We start from the raw sequence: 21,949 nt of genomic DNA, 5'->3' as shown, positions 1-21,949 counted from the left end.
CATATATATAATTCGTAAGCATATATGTTTTTGTGTCCGTCATTTTAAAAAAATATAAAAAAACTTTACCCCGAAAACAAAGGAGTGTCTTAACATAACGTTTCACTATCAGTAATGAATAGAAATTTCGTTATGGAAGCAGAAGGTTTTATGTTACTACTCTATATTCAACTAGCTAAAATCAATGAAAAAGAGAGCAGATAATCTGCTCTCTTATGATGCCTCCTTATGTTCCGTGGAATGTTTAACACTCCCCATTCTCTTTAGTTTATTCCACCCTACTGCTACTCCTCGAATCGATGAGAATATAGATTTAATGACTACATACGTCATAAATTGACGATAAATAAAGCGTTGTAAAATTAACCATGCTAATGGTTTTGGATTCTCTTTCTCTAATTTAAATGCAAATAGTGAAGCGAGAAGATCTATGACAAAGAATACAAGATAAAATCCTAATACTTTTAGCGGATTGCTACCAAAAAGCCCCATAATCATTAATATATCTGCTAAAGGTGCAATAAATTGCAGAACATATTGGAATAACCACATATTGGGCAATGCAATAAATCCTAATGCTTTATATTTGGAATGAAACAGCGCTTTTCGATGTTTCCAAAGACATTGGAGTGTACCGTATGACCAACGATATCGTTGTTTAATGAGACTTTTCACATCTTCAGGTGACTCCGTAAAAGCATATGCTTTTTCTTCATATACAATTCTATGTCCTTGACGTAAAAATGTAATAGTAAGATCCGTATCTTCTGCCAATGTGTCTTCGCTTAAATAACCAGATTCAACTACATTCTTTTTACGCCATGCTCCAATCGCTCCAGGAACAACTGTAATACAATTTAACTCATCAAAAGCTCTACGTTCTAAGTTAAATCCTGTAATATACTCAACATGTTGCCAAGTAGTCAATAAATTCCGTCTATTTCCAACTTTAACATTCCCTGAAACTGCCGCTACATTATGATCTTCAAAGTGTCTAATCATTAAAGAAATAGCATCTTGTGCAATAATAGTATCCGCATCTAACGTAACAATGATTTCTCCTCGTGATTGCTGAAACCCTAAATTCATTGCCGATGATTTCCCGCCGTTTTCTTTCTGAATTAAACGAACTTTAGGATGCTTATAAAATGTTTCTTCCATTACTTTTGACGTACCATCTTTCGATCCGTCATCCACAACAATAACTTCAAACTCTCTATAATCACTATCCAAAATGGAGCGAATCGTCTTAGCTATCACCTTTTCTTCATTATATGCTGCTATGACAACAGTAACGAAAGGTTGATAAGAAGAATTAGTAAATAAGCGAGCGCTTACTGTCTTTTTCTGCTTGTATGCAAAATAAATTAAAAATAGGAATCGAAAAATACCTAATCCAATAGCAATATAAAAAATCGTTGTTAATATATGCTTTGCATATCCCGCTCCTGAAAAGACAGCTTTATTGTAAAGTAAATATTGCTTACCCTCAGAAGAAACAGGTGGCATAACTTCATCGCGTTCTTTATTCATTAAATCTGAAATTGTTACAAAACTATATCCATGCTTTTTAAGGTCTTTAATAATGATCGGTAGCGCCTCTACCGTATGGGTACGATTCCCTCCTGCATCATGAAGAAGAATAATATTTCCCTCTCCCTTATAAATCGGATTAAGAGTACGCTTTACCAATTCATTTGTTGATGGCGTCGCCCAGTCCTCAGGATCAACTTTTTCTGCCACCATTGTATAGTTCATATTTTGCGCACGCAAAATAGGCATTATTTCATTTGATGAATCTGGATTAGCATCCGCTTCATATGGTGGCCTAAATAAAACAGTAGAATGTCCAGTTATTTCTTGAATTAGACGTTGCGTTGTATTCAGCTCTACTTTTGTTCGTAGTAAAGACGTATTAGCTACGTTAGGATGCTTGAAGGTATGATTACCTATTTCATGTCCTTCATCGTATATTCTTTTCACAATACTAGCATTTAGTTGCGCGTTTTCACCAAGTACAAAAAAAGCTGCTTTTATATTATTCTCTTTTAATATATCTAGAATTTCCGGTGTGTATTTAGGATCTGGTCCATCATCAAATGTTAATACTACTTGTTTTCCTTTTGGTTTTCCATAACGTTGCACTTCGTATGCAGATGGTAATGATTGATATACTTCATCTGTAAGATAACCATTTTTACCTGCTTTATAATCTCTTAATCCATTTTGTCTTTCATTCTCAATCTGTAAAATTTCACCTTGTCCTGAATAATTCACTTCATCTAAACTAGCAATTTTATGTAATGCATCAGGATTATTTTGTACTTCAATCGGATTTTTTAAAACTTTCCATATAGTAGGATCTTCTGCTCCTAATCTCCATAGTGCAAACCCCTTTGCATTGTTGTTCATTGCTATTTTCACTTGATTATAAAGAGTAACACTATCTAAGAACCAAGCAGTATGTTCTTTCTCTTCTGTTTTATATCGAAAATAAGGGTTTCCACTCATCTTATCCCATTGAATTTTTATATTTGAATCGTGAGCCATTGCCATAACTTCTGAAAAAGTTAAAGACTTCGCAGCTTCTTTACTATTCACTTCCCAATCATATCCATAGTTACCGAAAGCAACTATAAGTTTCTCAGACGGTATATCTAGTTCATTGAGCGTATGTTCGAACCATTTATTTGAAGCAATTGGTCCTGGCGCCCCTGCACCATAGTGCTCGTCATACATCATTACAATCATTCGATCTATTACTTTGGCTAACGCACCATAATCGAAAGCTGTATCATTAGCAGGGACATCTTGCGTAACGAGCAAATGATGTTTATGAAAGACCGTAGTAAGTTCCTGCATGAATTTTGTTAAGTTTTCTCTATCGCTCTCGGGTATTGCCTCAAAGTCAATATTAATACCCGAAAATCGATTCTTTTCAACTTGCTTTACTAAATCATTAATAAACTTTGTCTTTACATCATCTGGGGAATTCAGTAACTTATGAACAAGTCCACTATCAGGGCTTGAAGCTTCCTCAGTATAGTTAGTAAGCAAAGGCATAATCTTCACTTGATTTTTTTCTGCCAACTTTACTATCTCAGGTTTTATCTCACTTCTAATCGTTAAATCTGCTTTTAAATGATACCACTCTGGTACTAACGTAGTTAAGGAATCGATATTTTCTTTTAAAGAAGCTGTACTATTTTCATCCCAGTTTACATAAAAACCATAAACTTCTTTAGAGTTTTTACTATCGTTCGACGTATTAACCAAATTTTTATTATCCTTCGTTTCGGTACTTGGTTTGAATTCTTCCTTCTTTAACTGCTGATCACTAAGTTTTTGATTAATAGGTACAAGTTTATTATCTTGTTGTACAGCGGTATTCATATTTGGAATTTCTGGCGTTGAAAAAATACTTTGAAAGAAAAAATAAAATACAATACTTAAGCTAACTATTGCGATACATAGCAACCAACTAAAAGCTATGTTTCTTCTTCCTTTCGGATCATAAAAAACAGGCTTTACTTTATCTTTCTCTTGTTGAATTTTTTTCTTCATTATATCTTTTACATACCCCTTCTTAATAGAAATATAGAATAATAAATCCTATTAGCTTTGAAATAAATCTCTCACTTCCATTTTTTATGGATTCTTCTTTTCATTCCCTTACTGATGTCCTCTATTTCCTTGTTGAGACCCTCTTCCGTTATTCCCTTGTTGATTCCCATTATTTCCTTGTTGAGACCCTCTTCCGTTGTTCCCTTGCTGATTTCCATTATTTCCTTGTTGAGACCCTCTTCCGTTATTCTCTTGTTGATTTCCATTATTTTCTTGCTGAGATCCTCTACCATTACTTTCTTTTATTTGCTTCGATGGCTGTTCCTCGGTTTTCTTTTGTTCTTTCTGCTCTGGCTTCTCGTATTTTTTTTCTTTTACAGAAGACAAGTCCGCTGATGCATCAGGAGATGACTTTGGCTGCGATTGCACCTCTTCTTCGTTTTCCACTTGATTAGACGGCAAGGCAGGTGGAGTAAGCGCTTTTTTCTTCTCTTCCTCTTGCTTTATATAGACACCTGTGCCAATTCCTGCTTTCCTAGCATTCTCTCGCACTTCCAACGTACTGCTTTGATATACGACTGTAACATGTTTTATTTCATATTCTTTCTTTAATTCCTTCATTTCCTTTTCTAACTGTGGTTGTAACGCCTTATCTTTTGTAACAGCTGTTAGCATCACTTGTTTATCATTCGTTAAATACTTATCTTCTTGACTTTGCTTTATAATAGTACGTATTACGTCTTGCAACTGTTTATTTTCCCACCGTTTTATTTCTTTTAAAATACGCCTTCCATCATCATTACAAGCTTGCAAATCTATAACACGAAGATCCTTTGTTACACTCACCTCTAAACTTGGATTTATATCAACTGAGACATAAGCAAATACTTTTTCTTCCGGTTGGTTGTAGAAAAATAACAACGCGCATAGAAAACAAGCAACAAGTAATGATGCAGGCTTTAAGAAAGAAGGCATCGAAAAACGCGATGCTCTTTGCTCTTGCTCATCAAATGAGATTTCCTCCCCAACCATGTAAGAATTCTCTTTTCTTTTACACGTAATAAACTCTCCATTTTGTGTTAAAACAACTACGCTATGTTTTTTTATATCCATTACAATTCCTTTATTCATCATGCTTCCCTCCTCTTATATAATCAAGAATGTATGTATAGTTGTTTGCAAAGATAATACACATTGCAATGATATATTTTCTATGCCTCTCTAACGTTTTACGACTTACCCTAACACGCGGTTCAATATGTTTAAGCGGTAGCTTTTTCTTTCGGAACAGCTCTTCCATCATTTCCTCGTCTTTTATAATTATCTTTACTATTTCTATTAAATGTTCACGCGTATCACGATGCTTAGGAGATTCTTTAGCAAGCTCTGAAAATGTGATTTTAAACTCAGCTAGCACATTTTGAAAATGAAGAATTTCCTCCTTACGGTTACTATTTTCCATCTCTTTCATATACTCCGTAAGCGACACTTGCATTTCTAACATTTCCTCTTGCTTATCTTCTTTTAAAAAGACAAGATTATGTTTAGACTCCTTGCGTATATAGTCAATTACATCTCTTTTTATAAGAAGATCAGCAAACGCTAAAAAGGATTTTCCTTTTGTATATGAATACTGTTCAATTGCTTCGTTAAATGCAAACAATCCAATGCTATATTCATCATCCTGTTCTGTAATATATCGGCGGCAGACAGACGAGATTGATTTTCTAATAAAAGGCTGATACTGTACGATAAACGCTTCTTTATCTCCTTCGTTGTTTTGTATGTTACATACGACATCTTCTATTTTCGGTTTTCTTAAGATCTTCATTACTAAACTCAACACTTGTAATCTCCCAGCCTCCTTCAAATAGCAAAATGGCCACTAAACAAGTGACCATTTAACCAAATTTTATTAGTACTTTTCTTTGGTCTTGTCTTCTTGCTGTTAGTTATATTTTTCGAGTCTAACTTTTCCCAACGTTTTCTCTCGGCACTAAAGTTAAGTTTGTATTTTTATCTACTTTCTTATTTTCTACCGTTCGTTTTGCTTATTCTTTTTCTATTTTATCTGCAATCCTTAAATAACTCTTCTCTATATCATTGGTAATTTCATCCTTTTATTTCAGATGCTCAACTTAATCTAGTAATTTTTATTAATACTCTGATATTCTTTTATAGTGATTTTTCTTCTATTTATTTTTTCACTATATATATTCGGAGGAATACATAGTTTTATGGGGGTCAAAAAATATTTTTTATAAAAAATAGATATTAATTTCAAAAATAAAAACCATTAATTTGAAGAAGAGCTAATCAAATTGATGGTTTTTTTGTAGTATCTATTAAATTCAGTTGTGCTCTCATTATATATTAGACAACCAACTGTTCTCACTATTTCCTACCGATTTTCTCAAGCGTTACCTTTCTTGATTATCATAATATGTCTTATCTGCAGATTTTCTATCATTTCCTTTTAGATAAGCTAATATTACTTTTGGGTTTTTAAGTAAGGCCCAATCTCCATATGTATCAAATCTTCTGCATGAAGTTATCATTCCATTTTTAATAGTACCGAATTTCTTATTATTTCGCTTTCCCCACTCTTTTAAACGTTTAGCGAAATCTGCATCTTCTGCCATAAGCATGTTTTCATTAAATCCGTTGATTGCCATAAAGTCTTTTTTATAGCACCAAAAAATCCCTACAGATATAGCTCCGTACTTAAAAAGTAAGGGGATTATTATTAACATTGCAGAGAGAAATATTCCTAAAGATATTCTTTCAAACTTCCCATTCACCCCACCACCAATGTATTTACCTGAAGCTAAATATTTATCTACATTAGACAACATAGACTCTGTCATTATCGTATCAGCGTCTATAGTAACGATTATTTCTCCACTAGCTATTTTAGCCCCTGCATTTCGAATTTTAGATAAGTTTTTATCGTTATTTTTTAATGTAATACAGTTATAAGATTTTGCTATTTCCTCTGTTTTATCTGTACAACGATTTAAAACAACTATGACTTCCATTTGATCTTTATATGCCTCTGATGCCGTTGCAATTGAATCTAAACATTTTCTAATATACTTTTCTTCATTATGTGCAGGAATTATAATAGAAAATTTCACATCTTTTTTCAAATTGACTCCTGAAGATTCAGTTGTCTCAGTCATAATATCCCCCTTATTTTATAAGATAAATATCTTTTATATATAACGTATATTAACATTTATTAGGTTATATTATAGAAACTGAAGGTAAAGAGGCTCTTACTGTCGACGTTCAAAAGCAAGACGTACAGCAAGACCTGTCAAGACGCTTGCCATAAGCCAACGTTGCACTCGTAACCACGTTGGGCGTGTGCCAAACCATTTGGCAACTTTACTTGCTGTAAATACAATTAGGAGGTTGACGATAAAGCTAATAGTAATTTGCGTAAGGCCCAAAACTGCACCTTGTAGAAGCAACGATCCTTTCTCAGGATCTTCAAATTGAGGTAGCAGTGATACATACAAAATTGCAATCTTTGGATTCAGAAGATTGGTCATGAGTCCCATTAGAAATAATTTCCGTGGTGGTTCATTAGAAATAGTACGAGGTTCCATAATAGATGTAGCACCAGGTTTAATCGAATTCCAAGCTAGCCAAAGTAAATAAGCGGCACCTGCCCACTTTACTGCTTCATAGACAGCAGGAACAGCAAGGAAAAGAACTGTAAGTCCAAACATTGTTGCGATTATATAAATTACAAATCCGAGCATAATGCCCAAGAGAGAAATAAATCCTGCCATACGTCCTTGCGTAATGGAACGAGAGATGAGATAAATCATATTAGGACCAGGTGAACAAACCATGCTAAGTGAAACAAGTGCAAAAGCTAGCAAAGTACTAAAGCTGACCATGAATCTTCCCCCTTTACGTTACATAAAATTTCCTATTGTACATTTTATCATGATTGAGGGGAGAAAAGATTAACTTTACGCACTATTATCGGTAACAAAAAAAGCTAACAACTCAAGATCGTTAGCCCCTACTTTCCATACTCGTGCCTATTAAAATACATCAAACGACTAGATTCTTCAACTTACAATATATTCTCCTTTTATTACAAAAAACGAACCTCGAATTGTTCCAGCTAATTTAGACTTCTGCCTAGCAAACTTAAACTTCTCTGCTAATTCCGTTGGTACTTCCATTCCATCAGAAAGCTTAAATCCAACAGCCCGCTTTTTCGGGTTATCCAATGTATACATGACGTTGATCCCAAGACCATCCTCATAAAAGACGTAGGTAAATTGAATATTTTCCACTTGAAAACATGAAGTTTCTAAAGGTTTCGCCGCAAACTCAATATCGCGTTCTTCTTTCAAAACGCGGTTCACATAATCAAGAGTCTCCTTGCTTTCACTAGCTGGTACAACTATAAACTCATGCTTGTATTTATTCATAAAGTAACGGGCTTCATGAGCACGTAATCCAGCAAGCGCTTCTGACATAGGTGAAGACTCTAAACCAACTGTAGTTACATTTTTAAAATCAACGTTATAGGACAATTTCATCTCTCCTTTTATCTCTTTACTTCCTAACAACCGGAATCCATATTTCACCAAATACTAAACCATTTCGCTGCCCCATCTCGACCGTTGTATTTGGTCCACCAACATAGGCAAAATCCTTTGCTTCTAGTAACACTTGACCAAAAGCAATACCAGTAAGTTTATTACTTAGCTCCTCAGCCGTCTTACCTTCTCCTTTAACTACTACGTATGCCCCCTTAGGAAACTGGATCACTCTACATTCTTCTTGTATTTGTTCTTCTGTCATGACACCAGCATAATACATCATCTTATTATTCACAGCTTCGCTCACGGAAAAAATGTAATCATTTGTAGCTAAAGCTTTTAAATTGTCCAGCCTTCCATCTTCTTTAACGGCCGACCAAAAGTCTTCCTTTTCTTTATTTATTCCAGCAAAGTCGGTGTATTCACTCTTAATTTCAGTTCCAATACCTAAAACGATAAAGCTATCTTTCTCTTCTAACGTATAATTTTTCATATTCAAAACCTTCCTCTTTTTTTATTAATCAAACGATTTATCTTTTCATCTGATAAGTTTATAATATCTTTAAATCATGTCAAAAAATGATACTGTTTAGGAGACAAAAATGAAAAAAGTTGAACGGATTAATACGATCATGCGCTATATTAACAACCGCTCCCACTTTACTATTTCTGAAATTATACAAGAATTTAACATCTCTCGGTCAACAGCTATTAGAGACATTAGAGAAATTGAAGCTATGGGGATGCCACTTGTCGCTGAAGTTGGCAGGACTGGAGGATATTTTGTTATGCATAACTCTATCCTGCCCGTCGTTCGCTTTACTGATAATGAAGTGAAAGCTCTTTTTATTGCCTTTATGGCCACAAGAAATCAACAACTTCCTTATCTAAAGAGTCGTCAGTCTTTAGCTGAAAAACTACTGGGACTTATCTCAGAAACCCAGCAGGACGACCTTGTTCTTTTAAATCAAATCTTACTTTTTGGAGGAACTAATCCTCATAACCCCGATTTACTTGAGCTTTCTGACCTTCCCCATCCTATGTTAGAAAAACTCATCCAAATCCTTCTTTCGGATAGCCATTTATTGATTACTATCAATGAAAAGGAGGAAATCAAATCTTATCCAATTTATTTACTACACCTTTATCAAGAAAAAAGCCATTGGATAATTGAAGGCTTTGACATAAAAGAAGAAAAAAAGAAGATGTTTCTTGTCGATCATCTTATTAATATCGAACCCTATACGACGAAAAAGAGATTAAGTAAGAAAAAGATTTTAGAAAAACTAAGTAAGAAGGACGAAGCAATCAACCTTGTACTTGAACTTGGTCCAAAAGCGATTGCCCAGTTCAAAAAATACCATCCTTTCAAAATTTCAATTTCTTATACAAATCCTTACCAATCTACAGCCATTTTAAAAACTTTTATCAATGTTAACAGTCTCGATGAATTAACAGAAATAACGAATTGGCTACTTTTCCTAGGTAAGGATATCAAAATTAAGGAAATGCCTGAAGACGTGTTAGCAGGTTTACAAGAGAGATTATGCTTATACTTCCCATAAACATTGAACAGTTAAAACTCATTACATCGCTTTTTTAAAATCCTATTTTCATTACATGCTCCCATATAAAAATAAAAGCACAATTCTTATTCCAGAATTGCACCCAATTATTGTATACAGTAAAGGTATTATATCGACAACTGTTACCTTAAAAACATGACAAATAATGAAAGCACGGAAAGTCTTCCCGTGCTTTTCTAAATATATATTATTCCGGATGATTTAGTTACCTCGGTACTTATCCTAACTGACGTTTAAATGCTTTACTAGCGAAGAAGTAAGCAATAACCATGATTCCCACGCACCAAGCAAGGGCAATCCAAATATCGTTGCCAACAGATCCTTCATATAAGAGAGCACGAATCGCATTCACGATTGAAGTTACAGGCTGGTTCTCAGCAAACGCACGAACAATTTTTGGCATCGTTTCAGTAGGAACAAAGGCAGAACTAATAAATGGTAGAAAAATTAGCGGGTACGAGTAGGCCGTCGCCCCTTCCATAGACTTCGCTGTCAGCCCTGGAATAACAGCAAGCCATGTTAGCGCAAGCGTAAACATTCCGAGTATCCCAGCAACCGCGAGCCAATCTAGCATGTTAGCGTTGGAACGGAACCCCATTAAAAGTGCAACAAGGATAACCACCACGATAGTAAGCACATTTGCAACAAGTGAAGTCAATACATGAGCCCATAATACCGATGAACGCTTGATGGGCATAGTAATGAAACGTGCCATCAATCCGCTCTTTACATCCGTAAACAATCGTACGGAAGTGTAAGCGACACCAGATGCGATAGCCATCAACAAAATTCCCGGTAATAAATAATTGACGTAGTTATCCGTTCCTGTCTGTATGGCACCACCAAATACGTAAACAAATAACAGCATCATCATAATCGGTGTAATCGCTACCGTAATAATCGTATCTGGACTACGCATAATGTTTCGCATTAACCGTCCTAATAAAACCCCTGTTTTGCTTTTCATTTACATCTCCTCCTTTTTTCCAATGATCGCAAGGAAAATTTCTTCCAATGTCGGTTGCTTCTCTATATACTCTACTTTTGCTGGCGGAAACATCTCTTTTAATTCAGTAAGAGTACCAGTCGTAATAATTTTTCCGCCATGCAAAATAGCGATACGGTCCGCCAGTTGTTCTGCTTCCTCCAAGTACTGAGTCGTAAGCAAGATCGTTGTGCCACCACCAGCAAGTTCCTTGACGGTATCCCACACTTCAATCCGTGCTTCAGGATCCAGCCCTGTCGTTGGTTCATCAAGAAAAATGACTGCTGGCGTCCCAATCAAACTCATGGCGATATCAAGTCGGCGCTTCATCCCTCCCGAATACTGGTCAGCCCTCTGGTTAGCTGCATCAGTCAGGCTGAATCTTGCAAGCAAATCGTCAGCGACTTGAGCGGGATTTGATACTCCACGCAAATCGGCAATCATCATTAAGTTTTCTCGCCCGGTGAGCATACCGTCTAAAGCTGCGAACTGTCCTGTGAGACTGATGCTTTGGCGAACATGGTCTGGTTGACGTTGGACGTCAAAACCGCCAATACTTACTTCGCCACTATCTTGCTTCATTAACGTCGAGAGGATATTGACCGTCGTCGTCTTGCCAGCTCCATTTGAGCCCAGTAGTGCAAAAATTTCGCCACGCTGCACCTCAAAATCCACGCCCTTTAACACCTCCTTGTCTTTAAAAGATTTTTTTAACTCTTTTACAGAAATCGCTGCATTGCTCATATTTTTTCCTCCTTTTAAAAAATGTTTTTCACACATAAGTTGCATACACCCCTCTATTCAGTAACACTTAGTACCTAGTTAAAAATATAACTGAATAGCGATGGTGGCAATTCACATTTGTAACCAGCTAATCAGTCGGTATTACCTATTGCATTTATTTTTTTCTCAATTGCTTCATGATACTCTCGTTCAAATCTTCACGATACTTAGAGACATACGTTTTAGCGTTTGCCACTAATTCGTCAGCAAAAGATGCCACGTCCTCGCCAGTGATTTCAAGCACTTGTCTACCTTCCGCCGCACCAGCTTCAAACAAATCGATTAATTCATACTGAATGTGCAGCATATCCATCCCGTTACCCGCTGAGAAATTCCACATGTAGTTTTGAATTTTCTTAAACACAAATTGGTAATCCTCCGGTAAGGCTCCAACCCGTGCCATCATCATTCTGTACTCTTTTTTATCACCAATTAATTTTTTGAACATTTCCATCATATTATTTTTCCTCCTTTTTTATAAAGCAGAACAAGAAACTCCAAAAACGTTAGACGCAATAACTTATTTTATGAGGCTAGTTTGACTTCAAGACGTTAATTTTTGATGATACAAAATCCCATTTTTCCCAAAACAATTCAAGCTCCTGGCGGCCAGCATCATTAAGTGAATAAAACTTACGGGGTGGCCCCATATCTGACGGTTTCTTTTCAATATTCACAAGCTTTTTCTTCTCTAATCGTACAAGGATAGTATAAACCGTTCCTTCCACGACTTCGGTAAACCCAAGATCATTCAGATGACGAGTAATCTCATAGCCATACGTTTCACGGCGGCTAATGATTTCCAGCACACATCCTTCCAACGAACCTTTCAGCATTTCAGTTAAATTTTCCATATTATGATCCTCCTCTACCCCCTATTCTGTCTGACTTATATTCAGTATCACAGAGTACTAAGACGAATTTTTCACTGAATAGCTTTTGTGAAATCATACTATTCAGTATTACTTATTACAACTACATTGTATGACTAAGTAGCAGTGGATGTCAACTGATTTTCAAAATTTTTCTAAAATCCGCTATTACCTATTGTTTACTGAATACGTTTTGAGAAACAACACTATTCAGTATTACTTATTACAACTACATTGTATGACTTAGTAATGGCGGATGTCAACTGATTTTCAAAATTTTTCTAAAATCCACTATTACCTATTGGATACAACCTATTTTCTTTCTGAAGAAGCCCCTCCACATACCTATCCAGCTAAGAAAAGAAAATACCCCAAAACAAAAAATCTACACTTTTTTATTTTGGGGCGCTATAATATTTCGAAGTTAGTGAATATGGATGGCTCTCCTTATTCATAAGACGGATTATTTTTTGTTCTTCTACTATTGTACCTGTGTATCTAATAAATTAGTTTTTGAATACATACAAATTCTTTATAAAGCCACTACTACATGTACAACATCTTTTCGTTACGATAACATCATAGCCATATCTTCTGCTGCAGTTGTAATTAGTTTTAAACCAAATGTTTCTTGTAATACATCAAGCACACCAGGTGAAATAAATTCAGGCGCTTTTGGACCGATGCGAATATCTTGAATGCCAAGACTAAATAGCCCAAGTAAAATGGCAACCGCTTTTTGTTCAAACCATGATAGGACAATACTCACTGGTAATTCATTCACTTCACATTGAAAAGCATCTGCTAAAGCGGCCGCTATTTTCACTGTAGAAATTGAATTATTGCATTGTCCTAAATCAATATAACGCGGGATCTCCGTACCAGGTACAACACCGTAATTTACATCATTAAAGCGGAATTTCCCACAAGAAGTTGTTAAAATAACCGTTTCTGGGGGCAGTGACGTTGCTAATTCACGATAATATTCTCCGCCTTTTCCTGGAGCATCACAACCTGCAATGACAAAGAAACGCTTTATTTTTCCTTCCTTTACTGCCTCAATAATTTCTGGAGCTAATGATAATACTGTATTATGATGAAAACCTGTTACTAACTGCTCATCCGACTCCATATGTACTTCTGGAAGTTCTAGCGCTTTTTGAATCAATGGTGTAAAATCATCATTTTCAATTTTTTGTACGCCCTCTAGTCCTGCAATATCATATGAAAAGAATCGGTCAGAGTAAGATCCTTTAATCGGCATAACACAGTTCGTTGTAGCCAATATAGCACCAGTAAATTTTTCAAAAAGACGTCGTTGATCATACCAAGCCTTACCAATATTTCCTTTTAAATGTTTATATTTTTTCAATTGTGGATAACCGTGTGCTGGTAGCATTTCAGAATGCGTATAAATATTAATTTCTTTTCCTTCTGTTTGCTTTAATAATTCCTCTAATGCAAATAAATTATGACCAGTAACTACAATTGCCTTACCTTCTACATGATTTTGTGTAATTTGAACAGGCTCTGGAACACCAAAGTGATTCGTATGTGCCTCATCTAATAATTCCATCACTCGTAAAGCTGATTTCCCAACTTTCATAGCCATATCAATATGTTCTTGTTCATTAAAATTAGAATTTGTTAATGTCATATATAACGCTTCTTGCGTTGTAGCATCTACAAATGCATCCGTATAACCTAACTGAGCAGCATGCGTACGATAAGCCGCAATTCCTTTTAGTCCAAACACAATCGTATCTTGTAAACTTGCAATTGTTTCATTTTTACCGCAAACACCTATTACTTTACATCCGCCTGTTGGCGTTTGTTCACATTGATAACAAAACATTATCATCCCACCCTCTCCCAATCATTCCTTACAACCTAAGCATAGTACCCAGTGAGATAAAAGGATGTGATATCAATCACAATAATATATGAAAATTTGTGACAGTTCATATTGTTGACATAATATTTTTACTGCCTTCTTATATTAATACATAGGAATAATCATTTATTAACATAATATATAGACATCCTTTTAAGGGATACAAATACCATATTTATCCAAGGTTTCACAAAATTCCCTTTACTAATGGTACAATTAAAGTTATGGAGGGATAATATGGTATATATGATGTTTTATTATGGAATACTGTTTCTTATACTCGGTATTGCAATATTTCTGTTTATTATGGCTGGGTCACGAAAAATTAGGAATAAAAATCTTTCATTCGTAATGATCGGTTTAGGGATAAATATACTTGCAAGTCCAGTGGCACTTTTTATAGGGGTGATGGCAACAGATTCTCCATATAGTACTAGACTTGATTTTTGGAAAGGATTTCTCTTTATTCAAGGAATACCTCTTTTCTTACTACTTATAGCTTTCATTTGGTGGTTTATTCGTCCGCCAAAAGTAACAGTTCAAACGAGTATTAAAAAAGACCTTGAACAAGATAGTAAAAGCACTAAGAAAAAAAGGAAACGAGGCCGTCCAATTACTGCCTTACGTATTGTAATTCCAATTATTTTAGTAGTAGGCTGTTTTTCTTACCTTTTGTATTTATACGACGTTACACTTAAAAAAAGTCAGTCTCCAAATAGTATAAATACGATTAAAGTAGTAAAAATAGATTCAGACTCTTCTCATGGTTCCTTTCCTGTCAGAATTAAATACGGCTTATGGGAACATTTTGACACAAATATTGCAAATGACGGGGAACGTCTCGATTCCTCAAACGTTTCCGTAGATTGGAAAAACGATTATGAAGCAACGATAACGCTACGTGGAAAAGAAACAGTACCTGAAGTTGTGGAATTTAACATATCAAATAAATCCAATGGTTCTGTTTTTAAGAAGGTACAAAAAGTGGTCAGTTCCTTTACCTTTCAAAAAAGTGAATCTCCAAATCTAATAAATATTATCGAGTTTAGAGAAACAATAAAATCAAAAGGACCAAGCCCCAGTTCAACTGTAAGAATCTATTATGGGAAAAGGGGGAGCATTTTAGAAAAATATAAAGAGGTCACTCTTAAGGAAATGTATACGACAGAGAACTTCAATATCAATTGGAGCAACGATGAACAAGTACAGGTAGATGTATTAGAGGAAAATGTAATAACATCTACCATCGTGATTGATTTGTCAAAGTAAATTTATTTTTCACATGTTATAACTGTTTCCTACATGGCACACGAGAAATACATAGTATATACAACTAAAAAGATTTATAGACATTATGAGCAACCTCTTTCTTTCTTTACAATACATTTACACTATCTTTACATTATTTACATTATTTATATGATATATTTATATAGAAACTACTTAAGAAATTTCATGTACATTTTATCTTTATGATCTCTTATCTGATTGATAAAAAGATCATGTTATATTTTTATAGCAGGGGTGAATTAGGATGACTGAAACTTTAAAAACACTTATAATGCTTGATGCTACTTATGTTGTTATAGCAATTATGACGGTACTAGTATTTGTATACTTGGAATTAAAATCTCAGTAATATATGCTGGCGTAATCGACAGATTCAGCATTTAAATATAGTTAGGAGCAAGAGAGGAGAAAATTATTTCCCCTCTCTTTTTTCTTCCCAAAATTTCTTACATCTACAATAAGCTTCATCATTATTTTATTCTTTGTTCCTTATTTCAACAAATCCAGTGTATGTAAAAGCAATCCTTTGTCCCCTACTTCACCATGTCCAGGTAGTACTACATTCATATTTCCATATCGCTTCAACACATTTCCAATCGATGTGGACCATTCATTTACATACGCATCAGCAACATTCCCTAAATCTTTCGCTTCAGCAGATTTCACTAAACAGCCTCCAGCTAAAATTTTATATTGTGGTAACCATACAACGATGTTATCTTCTGTATGACCTTTTCCCGGATAGAACGTTTCTACTTTCATGTTTCCAAACTTCATATTCGTAATTGTTTGCAAGTCTCCAAGCGGCTCATCGTATCCATTTTTCTTTGCTAGTTCCGCGGTTAACGCTGTACTATGCGCTTTAATCCCTCTTTCTTTCAACGTTCTTATTCCGCCAATTCGATCAGCGTGCGCATGTGTAATAATGACATCCGTTACTCGCTTCTGAAATTTCTTTTCTACCATCTCTATTAGTTCCTTCGTTAACTTATCATCCCAAGAAGAATCGACAAGTACTAATCCTTTAGAAGTAGTAAGAACTAGACCGTTTGAAGGAACTGCTTCTTCGTTAAAATAACCTAACTCCGTATGAACCCATACATTTTTATTTAACTGAGAAATTGAAATGGTTTCTGTCTCATTTTTTATTACTTTTTGCTCTAGCTTTTGTTCCGCTTTCACAGAAGAAATTGTGCTAACAAATTGAGTTAACCCTAGTAAACTTACACATACCCCTACTTTTAATAATGTAGTCTTTTTCATTTCCTCCACCCTTTCTTTCAAACTAAATAGTTATTACCTATATTAGACATTTCAGCTCAAATGTTTGTTCCATCTTTTCTTACATATTTTTCATGTAATGAATAAAAAAGCATACAACATTCTGTACGCTTCAAAACTTAATCTTTCATTCCATAATTCTTAAATTCTTCCTCATTCCCACAAAATACATTCAAATCAATATACTTTTCTTTCCCGTTATACCCTCTTAACCTTCCACGATTTGTGTATTGCCAAAACGTCCAATTTCTTTCATCCGATAAACTCGGTTTTGTAAGAACACTACGAATCCATATATCACATTGAGGATATGCATCTTTTATGTACAAATCATACGCCTCTTGAGTTGCATACAATATTACTTTCTTGTCATAATGTTTTTCTAGCATTTTTACCATTACTGTCAACTCTTTCTCAACATCTTCACGATGAGGTGGATTATCTTTTTTATTAGCATAAAACTCAACATCAATTACCGGTGGCAATGCTTGTTTATATTTTGGAACGGTTCGTATATATTGCTTTGCTTGCGTTTCACCTTTACTATCAAAACTAAAAAAATGATACGCTCCGGTGCGCATACCTGTCTTATTTGCATTCATCCAATTTGTCGAAAAGTACTCATCCACAAACGCACTTCCTTCAGTAGCCTTTATAAACGCAAACTTCATATTTTGTTTTTCTAACTCTCTCCAATCTATCTCTCCTTGATAAGATGCGACATCTACACCTTTTATCTCATATTTGTCCGCACTGAATTGATTCGGAATGAATATACCTTGAAAAACTAAATAAGCGACAACACCCATTACACTAATTAAGGTTAAAACTCCTCCTATAATAAACTTCTTTTTCATTCATATCCCCCATCTTTGCGCATTAAAATTCTACCTACCATTCACGTTTTTTATTAATCATCATTTTTTCTTCAAACGCCTTCTCTAAATCAATATTTAGTTTATTCGCTAAATCACATACATTCCAAATTACATCAAACATTTCTAAACCGATTTCTCGTTTCGACTCTTGTATTTTATCACGCTTTAAAATAGCTTCTGTTAATTCCCCTAATTCCGCCATTGCATACATCGTGCGCTCTTCAATTGTTGTATGTTGAAACCCTTTTTCTTTACTAAAACTTGCTACATATCTCTGGAATTCTGAAATATTCATACTTAATCTCCCTTCTTCACAAATGCCAGTTTTCTATTAAACTTAAAATCAAAACTGGATTTTGTTAAATTATAACATTCATACTATAATTTATTTATAGCCCATTAACGGAGGTGTTTCTGGTGACTCTCTTCGCATATCCATCATTATTTATTCTAGCAATCATTTCATTTGCACTAGCATATTTCATCGGAGTAAAGCAATACACTTGGCTCTTATCAGGATTCAATGAACGACGCGTGCCGGATAAAGTGAAGTTATCAAAAATAGTCGGTCTTTATAATTTATTTGCTGGTGTTATTGCCACAATTGGCAGTGTCTTCATTACTCCTAATGTTAAAATAATATTTCCCATCATTATTATTGGCCACGTTATAATTGCTGCTTATGTAAATACACGTATGGTTCAGTAAAAAAGATCATCCAATTAGATGATCTTTTTTTATAACTTATCAACATATTGCTTCGCTTCTAACAATGAAAAACCAAAAGCCTCTCTCACTCTCTTAACTGCTGTAATCGTTTTTCCATCTTCCACAAGCTGGCGTAATTCTTTATTAATTTCATGTTCTCTTTCTACAATTCCCATTTCTTTCTTAATTACTTGTAATCTATCTTCAATCCGCTTTAAACGCGTATTTGTTTTCTTTTCGATTTTATTTAATTTTTCAACGATATAAATGAATCCAAAGGCTGCTATCGGTATAATTATCCATAATTCCATAAACGCTCCCCCTTATTAGTTTTCATTTGTTTTACTTCACTAATTTATGTAAATTTTACCACAAAAAACATTTAATGTATAATAGTAATATACAACACTATTGATAAAACCTATTATTTTAGGAGGACACTTTATGAAAAGATTTTTGAATACGTTATTGCAATTTGTAGTTCTTTCAATCATGCTACATTTATCATTTGATATAGTTGGTTGGCTTGTTTTCAGCGCACCAATTGAAAACAAACAAATCATCATTTCTTTAATAACAACCTCATGGCTTATGTACATGTACAGAGATAAATTTTTTAGAACATATACTTCGAATTAACTTAAAATAAAAAAACACTTCATCAATATAAAATGAAGTGTTTTCTTTTTCTCTCTTTCTCTCTATTTATTACTGTATAATAAAACTAATATTCTATCTTTTCTAAAGAAGGAGTCACTATGAACTTAAAAAGTAACAATATATATGAGAGAATGAACGAATATTCCGTTGCAGGATTAAGCCTTGCCGTTATACGTGACGGTAGACTTGATGAAACTACTGCCTTCGGAACACTTGAATCTGGAACAACTAGAACTGTCAATACGAATTCCATATTCAATTCTTGTTCTATTAGCAAGTTCATCACCGGCATACTCACACTAAAATTATGTGATCAAGGCATAGTACATTTAGATGAAGACGTAAATGATAGACTCACATCTTGGAACATCCCTACTAATCTATTTACTCTACAGAAAAAAGTCACGTTGCGAAACTTATTAAGTCACCAATCTGGGATGATTGATCCTCCTAATAGTTTTGAACATTATACACTTGCACAAGGGCTACCAAGCATGTCTGAACTCCTTGCTGGTAAAACATTATATTGCCCAGTACCTATAGAAACAACTTATAAACCAGAAAGTGAATTTCACTACTCAGATGCAAACTTTTGTATAATCGAGCTACTACTTGAAGATATTACAGGGAAATCATTTGCTCAGTTATTAGAAGAACATATCTTCCAGCCACTACAAATGAAAAATAGTAGACTCTTCTCTCCCGAAGTCATAGATAAAACCGATGATTTTGCTTGCGGTCATAATAAAGATTGCACCGTTACAAATGAGAAGTATCTATTTTATCCATTCGCAGCTGCTTCAGGTATTTGGACAACACCAACTGACTTATCAGCTTTAGTTATTGAAATCATTCATTCCTTACAAGGAAAGGGCAAACTAAAACTTTCTCAAAAATTAGTAATAGACATGATTTCTCCTCAAGGTTGCTCAAAATGGACTGGATTAGGTGTTTTTCTAGATGATCCTAATGAAGAATTACAGGTTTATTCACTCGGATGGGGCGTTGGATTTCAATGTATGATGGTTTGTTATCCATACTGCGGGAATGGTGCTGTTATTATGACCAATTCCGATTTAGGTGTTCATCAAATGGAAGGGATCATTGGTGAGGTTGTAAAAACGTTATCCTTATAATGAAAATAAAGAAGCTGTTCCTTCCAGCTTCTTTACCTATATAACATTTTTCGCAACAATTTTAATATGTTCTGGTGCGATAATTTCAGTTATACTTTCTTGAAAATCTTCACGCAACATTTCTTCAATATGTTCTAGTTGCACTTCAACATGAGTACATTCTAAATTATGTATGTTTAATAATGCATAATGATCTTTTTTCTTAATTACTAAATATTGATTTTCCTCTGTTACGAGCATTGAACCTAATCGGACTCCTAGTAGGCGTTGATCATCAAACTTCATAATTACTTCTCCTTCCTTCACATATATATAATTAGCATACAAATAATTATATTTATGGAAATTCCTATAATGTAGACTATATCATAATTTACTAAAATATAAATATCATTTTTCTTCCCAATGAAAATTCCTATTTTTTGATATATTTCGATACAAAAAAACTTTCTCAACAAAAAATAAGAATTTTCAGTTTTTTATTCCGTGAAAATCTATTATAATAAAGTTAATAAATGTTTGACCTCTCCTAATTCATGTACATATGGATGATCAGTAGTTGCTGCTACTGATCTATTTTTTTGATTTCAGAAAGCAAATATGCTGCATCCTTTCCTACACCACAAATAAGTGCAGAACCCCTTTGAGATTGCCATGGTAAACCGATATAATACAATCCTCTTACTGGACTAATCCCCTTTACATGATTAGGACATCCATTCCCATTCACTGCCCTTTCTATTTCAATCCATTTATAATTCTGAATAAAACCTGTTGACCATATAATGCTTTCTGCACTATACGTGCCACCGTTCTGAAACATAATGTTATTTTCTGATGCACTTACTACTTTTTCCTGTAGCTGTATTGCTCCATTACGAATGAGTTCCTTACCTTCAAATCCAAAAATGGGATCCTTTCTCTTTTGAAACCATTTCCCCCTCTTTGTATTTACTTCGGCGTACAATAAACCCAATTTTTCTAACCAATTAAAAATACTTTTTCTAAAAAGATGTAACGGTAAATACGTTAAAGGATGACTAATAGACATTGTAACTTCATGAGTCTTTGCCAGTTCTACTGCAATTTGCATTCCTGAATTCCCGCCACCTACTACTAGTACTTTTCCCTTAGGGATTTGTGATGGTGATTTATATTGTGATGAATGTATTTGATAAACATGCGATGAAAGATGTTGTGAAAATGAGGGAATGAATGGCTGCTGAAAACCACCTGATGCGATAATAACTTTTTTTGATTGTAATATTTCTTTAGAAGTATGTAATTCAAATATTTCTTTCTCTTTCCTTATTTTTAAAACTTCCGTTTGCAATTGTACCGGTAGTTGAAAATACTGTGCATATTCTTCTAAATACATTGTAATTTCATCTTTATGTGGAAATTCATTCTTTTCTCCTTTTAATATCATCCCTGGTAAACTGCTATATTCCCTTGGTGTGAAGAGCTGCAAAGAATCATATCGATTTCTCCATGAATCACCAATCCGATTTCCTGACTCAAGTAGTAAAAAATTATATCCTTCTTGCTTCAAGTAGTATCCCATTGTTAATCCAGCTTGACCCGCTCCGACGATAATTGCATCTAACATCCTTTTCCTCCTTCTCATTTCACATGAATATATGCTCATTTGTTCATATGTTTTATCATACGATTTATTTTTCAATAATTCAATCTGTTTAACAAAATGAAAAAGAGCAGTTCACTACTTTATGAACTACTC

At 34.4% G+C, this 21,949-nt stretch carries 22 protein-coding genes and 1 pseudogene; 5 read left to right on the top strand and 18 right to left on the bottom strand.

Annotated elements, in window-relative coordinates:
• Positions 1 to 213: 213 nt before the first annotated feature.
• From JDS98_RS20685 to JDS98_RS20655, 7 genes and pseudogenes are all read right to left on the bottom strand, one after another.
• Positions 214 to 3,564 (bottom strand): trifunctional glycoside hydrolase family 18/polysaccharide deacetylase/glycosyltransferase family 2 protein, encoded by a 3,351-nt coding sequence (locus tag JDS98_RS20685; RefSeq protein WP_199634276.1) that lies wholly within the window; start codon positions 3,562 to 3,564, stop codon positions 214 to 216.
• Positions 3,565 to 3,675: 111 nt separating this feature from the next.
• Positions 3,676 to 4,698, bottom strand: a pseudogene (locus tag JDS98_RS20680) (anti-sigma factor domain-containing protein); the annotation flags it as partial.
• On the bottom strand, positions 4,688 to 5,410 hold the full coding sequence (gene sigI, locus JDS98_RS20675) for an RNA polymerase sigma factor SigI (protein WP_033663078.1): 723 nt from the start codon (positions 5,408 to 5,410) through the stop codon (positions 4,688 to 4,690). The pseudogene JDS98_RS20680 and the gene sigI, both read right to left, overlap by 11 nt.
• A 574-nt stretch (positions 5,411 to 5,984) precedes the next feature.
• Positions 5,985 to 6,746, bottom strand: a complete 762-nt coding sequence (locus JDS98_RS20670; RefSeq protein WP_087970306.1) for a glycosyltransferase — start codon at positions 6,744 to 6,746, stop codon at positions 5,985 to 5,987.
• Positions 6,747 to 6,842: 96 nt separating this feature from the next.
• Positions 6,843 to 7,475: a LysE family translocator gene (locus JDS98_RS20665; RefSeq protein ID WP_087970305.1), complete on the bottom strand. Its 633-nt coding sequence runs from the start codon at positions 7,473 to 7,475 to the stop codon at positions 6,843 to 6,845.
• A 177-nt stretch (positions 7,476 to 7,652) separates the two neighbouring features.
• Positions 7,653 to 8,162: a phage tail protein gene (locus tag JDS98_RS20660; RefSeq protein ID WP_097959798.1), complete on the bottom strand. Its 510-nt coding sequence runs from the start codon at positions 8,160 to 8,162 to the stop codon at positions 7,653 to 7,655.
• Complete coding sequence (locus JDS98_RS20655; protein WP_000801055.1) at positions 8,149 to 8,628, bottom strand: GyrI-like domain-containing protein; 480 nt, start codon at positions 8,626 to 8,628, stop codon at positions 8,149 to 8,151. Before JDS98_RS20655 ends, JDS98_RS20660 begins: the two co-directional genes overlap by 14 nt.
• 109 nt (positions 8,629 to 8,737) lie before the next feature.
• Here JDS98_RS20655 and JDS98_RS20650 point away from each other — a divergent pair, with 109 nt between their 5' ends.
• A complete protein-coding gene (locus tag JDS98_RS20650; RefSeq protein WP_097879023.1) occupies positions 8,738 to 9,700 on the top strand; it encodes a helix-turn-helix transcriptional regulator in 963 nt (320 codons plus the stop codon).
• A 238-nt stretch (positions 9,701 to 9,938) separates the two neighbouring features.
• Here the strand turns inward: JDS98_RS20650 and JDS98_RS20645 are convergent, their stop codons facing one another.
• The 5 genes from JDS98_RS20645 to hcp all read right to left on the bottom strand — a co-directional run bounded on the left by JDS98_RS20645 (position 9,939) and on the right by hcp (position 14,216).
• Complete coding sequence (locus JDS98_RS20645; protein ID WP_097959797.1) at positions 9,939 to 10,688, bottom strand: ABC transporter permease; 750 nt, start codon at positions 10,686 to 10,688, stop codon at positions 9,939 to 9,941.
• The gene (locus tag JDS98_RS20640) at positions 10,689 to 11,450 is read right to left on the bottom strand and encodes an ABC transporter ATP-binding protein (protein ID WP_097959796.1); all 762 of its coding nucleotides are present in this window, start codon (positions 11,448 to 11,450) and stop codon (positions 10,689 to 10,691) included. It lies immediately after the preceding gene.
• A 154-nt stretch (positions 11,451 to 11,604) separates the two neighbouring features.
• Positions 11,605 to 11,946 (bottom strand): DUF1048 domain-containing protein, encoded by a 342-nt coding sequence (locus JDS98_RS20635; RefSeq protein WP_000970406.1) that lies wholly within the window; start codon positions 11,944 to 11,946, stop codon positions 11,605 to 11,607.
• Between the two features lie 76 nt (positions 11,947 to 12,022).
• A complete protein-coding gene (locus JDS98_RS20630) occupies positions 12,023 to 12,343 on the bottom strand; it encodes a PadR family transcriptional regulator (protein ID WP_000429482.1) in 321 nt (106 codons plus the stop codon).
• A 586-nt stretch (positions 12,344 to 12,929) separates the two neighbouring features.
• Entirely contained in the window at positions 12,930 to 14,216 is a 1,287-nt protein-coding gene (hcp, locus tag JDS98_RS20625) for a hydroxylamine reductase (protein WP_097959795.1), read from the bottom strand.
• Between the two features lie 276 nt (positions 14,217 to 14,492).
• Here hcp and JDS98_RS20620 point away from each other — a divergent pair, with 276 nt between their 5' ends.
• Positions 14,493 to 15,524 (top strand): hypothetical protein, encoded by a 1,032-nt coding sequence (locus JDS98_RS20620; RefSeq protein ID WP_199634275.1) that lies wholly within the window; start codon positions 14,493 to 14,495, stop codon positions 15,522 to 15,524.
• A 510-nt stretch (positions 15,525 to 16,034) separates the two neighbouring features.
• Here JDS98_RS20620 and bla2 read toward each other — a convergent pair.
• The 3 genes from bla2 to JDS98_RS20605 all read right to left on the bottom strand — a co-directional run bounded on the left by bla2 (position 16,035) and on the right by JDS98_RS20605 (position 17,999).
• Positions 16,035 to 16,808 (bottom strand): BcII family subclass B1 metallo-beta-lactamase, encoded by a 774-nt coding sequence (gene bla2, locus JDS98_RS20615; RefSeq protein ID WP_199632529.1) that lies wholly within the window; start codon positions 16,806 to 16,808, stop codon positions 16,035 to 16,037.
• Between the two features lie 137 nt (positions 16,809 to 16,945).
• Positions 16,946 to 17,683: a glycoside hydrolase family 25 protein gene (locus tag JDS98_RS20610; protein ID WP_098911839.1), complete on the bottom strand. Its 738-nt coding sequence runs from the start codon at positions 17,681 to 17,683 to the stop codon at positions 16,946 to 16,948.
• 34 nt (positions 17,684 to 17,717) lie between these two features.
• Complete coding sequence (locus tag JDS98_RS20605; RefSeq protein ID WP_087970296.1) at positions 17,718 to 17,999, bottom strand: MazG nucleotide pyrophosphohydrolase domain-containing protein; 282 nt, start codon at positions 17,997 to 17,999, stop codon at positions 17,718 to 17,720.
• Positions 18,000 to 18,121: 122 nt separating this feature from the next.
• On the opposite strand from JDS98_RS20605, the gene JDS98_RS20600 reads away from it, so the two are divergent.
• Positions 18,122 to 18,412, top strand: a complete 291-nt coding sequence (locus JDS98_RS20600; RefSeq protein WP_087970295.1) for a DUF3784 domain-containing protein — start codon at positions 18,122 to 18,124, stop codon at positions 18,410 to 18,412.
• Positions 18,413 to 18,441: 29 nt separating this feature from the next.
• Here JDS98_RS20600 and JDS98_RS20595 read toward each other — a convergent pair whose 3' ends face one another.
• A complete protein-coding gene (locus JDS98_RS20595; protein WP_097959791.1) occupies positions 18,442 to 18,723 on the bottom strand; it encodes a hypothetical protein in 282 nt (93 codons plus the stop codon).
• Positions 18,724 to 18,856: 133 nt separating this feature from the next.
• Between JDS98_RS20595 and JDS98_RS20590 the strand changes: the two genes are divergently transcribed.
• A complete protein-coding gene (locus JDS98_RS20590) occupies positions 18,857 to 19,051 on the top strand; it encodes a hypothetical protein (RefSeq protein ID WP_097959790.1) in 195 nt (64 codons plus the stop codon).
• A gap of 119 nt (positions 19,052 to 19,170) precedes the next feature.
• Positions 19,171 to 20,208: a serine hydrolase domain-containing protein gene (locus JDS98_RS20585; protein ID WP_173781184.1), complete on the top strand. Its 1,038-nt coding sequence runs from the start codon at positions 19,171 to 19,173 to the stop codon at positions 20,206 to 20,208.
• Between the two features lie 36 nt (positions 20,209 to 20,244).
• Here the strand turns inward: JDS98_RS20585 and JDS98_RS20580 are convergent, their stop codons facing one another.
• Together JDS98_RS20580 and JDS98_RS20575 are read right to left on the bottom strand one after the other, a co-directional pair.
• Positions 20,245 to 20,493, bottom strand: a complete 249-nt coding sequence (locus JDS98_RS20580) for a hypothetical protein (protein WP_000666941.1) — start codon at positions 20,491 to 20,493, stop codon at positions 20,245 to 20,247.
• Positions 20,494 to 20,773: 280 nt separating this feature from the next.
• Positions 20,774 to 21,817, bottom strand: a complete 1,044-nt coding sequence (locus JDS98_RS20575) for a flavin-containing monooxygenase (RefSeq protein WP_087970291.1) — start codon at positions 21,815 to 21,817, stop codon at positions 20,774 to 20,776.
• Positions 21,818 to 21,949: the final 132 nt, after the last annotated feature.

It is taken from the genome of Bacillus cereus group sp. N11, assembly GCF_016483605.1.
GTDB lineage: Bacteria > Bacillota > Bacilli > Bacillales > Bacillaceae_G > Bacillus_A > Bacillus_A toyonensis.
Note: the sequence above shows the minus strand (reverse complement) of the source record. Positions and strands in the feature narration are given on the sequence as shown.